The 2,471-nt window shown below is 74.0% G+C and carries 2 protein-coding genes and 1 pseudogene; all 3 read left to right on the top strand.

Annotation, left to right across the window (positions count from 1 at the left end; genetic code table 11):
- Positions 1–271, top strand: a pseudogene (locus AB0M20_RS38150) (hypothetical protein); the annotation flags it as partial.
- A gap of 21 nt (positions 272–292) precedes the next feature.
- Positions 293–1,870: an alpha/beta fold hydrolase gene (locus AB0M20_RS38145; RefSeq protein WP_364305748.1), complete on the top strand. Its 1,578-nt coding sequence runs from the start codon at positions 293–295 to the stop codon at positions 1,868–1,870.
- Positions 1,871–1,944: 74 nt separating this feature from the next.
- Positions 1,945–2,471, top strand: a 527-nt coding sequence (locus tag AB0M20_RS38140) for a DUF4157 domain-containing protein (protein WP_364305746.1), incomplete at its 3' end; no start/stop codon positions are given.

Here is a 2,471-nt window from a genome sequence, read left to right as displayed (position 1 = left end):
CGACCACTGGGAGCAGCTGCGGCCGGCTTCGCTCTGGAGTGGCGGCGCCCAGTGGGCCACCGCGATCCCGTCGACCCGCGGACGCATGGTGACCAGGTTCTTCAGCTTCCGCCCGCGCGCCTGGGGAAGCGTGCCGGAGCTGGGCGCGCCGACCTGGACCTTCGAGTCGGCACTCAGTGAGGCGCGCGGGTTCGTCTTCGTGGGCAAGACCGCCAACAAGATCGACTTCCGTGGCCTGCGCATCCACCGCTACACCCCGCCATGCTTGTAGCCCTGCGGTAAGACTTCATGCGTGCGCTTCGACCGACTGACGGCCGCGCTGGTGGTCTTGCTGGGCGTCTTGTCGGGCGCCGGCCTGGTCCTCGTCCTGGGCGGTGACCGGGCCACCAGCCGGCACGTGGTGGTCGACGGCGTGCCGATGGACGAGTTCCACCCGGCGTCGGTCGAGCAGCTCCCCACCCAGGGCCGATCCTTCCGCGAGTCCTCTCGCGAGGTCGCCCGGCAGGGCCGGCCCGGCGTCGTGGTCGCGCACGGCTTCGCGGGCTCGGCCGACCTGATGGCGCCGTTCGGGGAGTCGCTGGCGGCGCGCGGCTACGTCGTCGTGCTGATGGACTTCTCGGGACACGGCGCCAACTCGCGGCGGCTGCCGGACGACGCCGCCGCGACCGGCGCGTCGGCGCGGGCGCTGAGCCTCGATCTCGACGTCGCGGTGACGCACCTGCGCGGGTTGCCGGACGTCGACCCCACCCGGACAGCGCTGGTGGGGCACTCGATGGGCGCCTCGGCCGTCACCCGCTACGCGGTCGCCCATCCGGAGATCACCGCGACCGTCGCGCTCTCGCTCCCGGACGCGTCGACGGTCACCCGCGACCGACCGGCCCGCCTGCTGGTGATGCCCGGCGCGCTGGAGTTCCCCTCGTTCCGCGACCAGGCCGAGAAGGCCGTCGCCGGCGCCGGCCCGGATCGCCGGATGCTCGTCGTGCCCGGCGTCGAGCACATCTCGATCCTCTTCGCCCCGCGCACCCATCGCGAGACCGCCGACTGGCTGGACACGAGCCTCGGCCTGCCGTCCACAGAGGCCGGATTCCGATCACCGATGCGCTCGGTCGCCGGTGCTTCGCTGCTGCTGCTGGCGTTGCTGGCCGGCATGGCTCCGCTGGCACGGCTGGTCCTGGGTCCGTCGTCGGGCGGCCGTCCGCGCGTCGACGCGACGATGACCGGTCGCGCGGCGGCGGTGGCCGCAGCCGCGGCAGCGGTGGGCGCGCTGGTCGCGCCGCTGCTGCCGACCGAGCGCCTGCCGATCGCGCTGGGCGGTTACCTCACCGGTTTCGCGGTGGTCGCGGCCGCCCTGATGCTCGGGTACGCCCGATGGCGCGGACCTCGTCGAACCACCGCGCCGACCACGATCGCGCGATCGATCACCGCTCCACCGCCTCCGACGCGCCGCCGGGTGATCGTCGGGGCCCTCGTCCTGCCGGCCTATGCCGCGCTGACCATCGTCGCGCCCCTGCAGCTCGGACTGACCCACGCGGTGCCGACCGGCGCGAGGTGGTGGTTGCTCGCCGTGGTGTGGGCCGGTTTCGCCCTTCTCGCGTACGCCGGGCTGCGCCTGACCGACGACGACGCCGTCGCCGCGCTGATCGTCTCGGCCCTCTGCCCGATCGCGCTCGCCGGGGCGGCCATCGGCGGCCTGACCTCGACTTTCCTGGTCCTGATCCTGCCGCTGCTCGCGGTCCTCCTGCTCTGGCAGTCGATCTGGACCGAGATCCTCCGCCGCTGCGGTGCACCGCGCTGGCTCGTCGCGCCGGTCGGCTCACTGATCGTCGCGTGGCCGCTGGCCGTGGCCCTGCCGCTCGTCCACCATGGATGATCGAGTGGCCATCGGGGCAGCCATCGGCCTCCGTGACTGCGACTCCGGGCGCCTGCGCCGTCTACGCTGTGACGGTGCCAGGCCGCGAGGCGACTCCCGATGCCGACCATCACGACACAGCCGTCGATGAGGCGCGCCCAGCTCAGACCAAGGCGCCGGTGGGCGGCAACCGGGAGTTGGCGGCCATGCTCGCCGAGGCGGGCTCCGCGGCGCCGCCCGCCCCGCCGCCGCTGTCCGGCAACCTCGCAGCAGCGGGCAATCGCGCGCTCGCCGGCCTGGTCCGGCGTTCGGCGGGACCCGAGCCGGCGTCCGCCGATCCACCCGAGGGCTTCCGGCAGGCGGTCGGCGCGGCCGGGGCCGGGCAGGCTGTTCCGGACGGCCTGCGGTCCGAGGCCGAGACGGCGTTCGGCGCCGACTTCTCGAGCGTCCGCGTGCACACCGGCGACGCCGCGGCGGAGGCCGCGAAGCAGGCCGGCGCCCGGGCCTTCACCGTCGGCTCGGACATCTACCTGGGCGGCGGGGCGGGCGGCGCGGGCGGCGACCGTCACCTGCTGGACGTTCATTTGCGACCGCAAACTCATTTTCTAATGCCCCCTTATCG

Source organism: Actinoplanes sp. NPDC051633, from assembly GCF_040681735.1.
Classification (GTDB): Bacteria; Actinomycetota; Actinomycetes; order Mycobacteriales; family Micromonosporaceae; genus Actinoplanes.
This window is presented reverse-complemented; position numbering and strand designations above follow the sequence as displayed.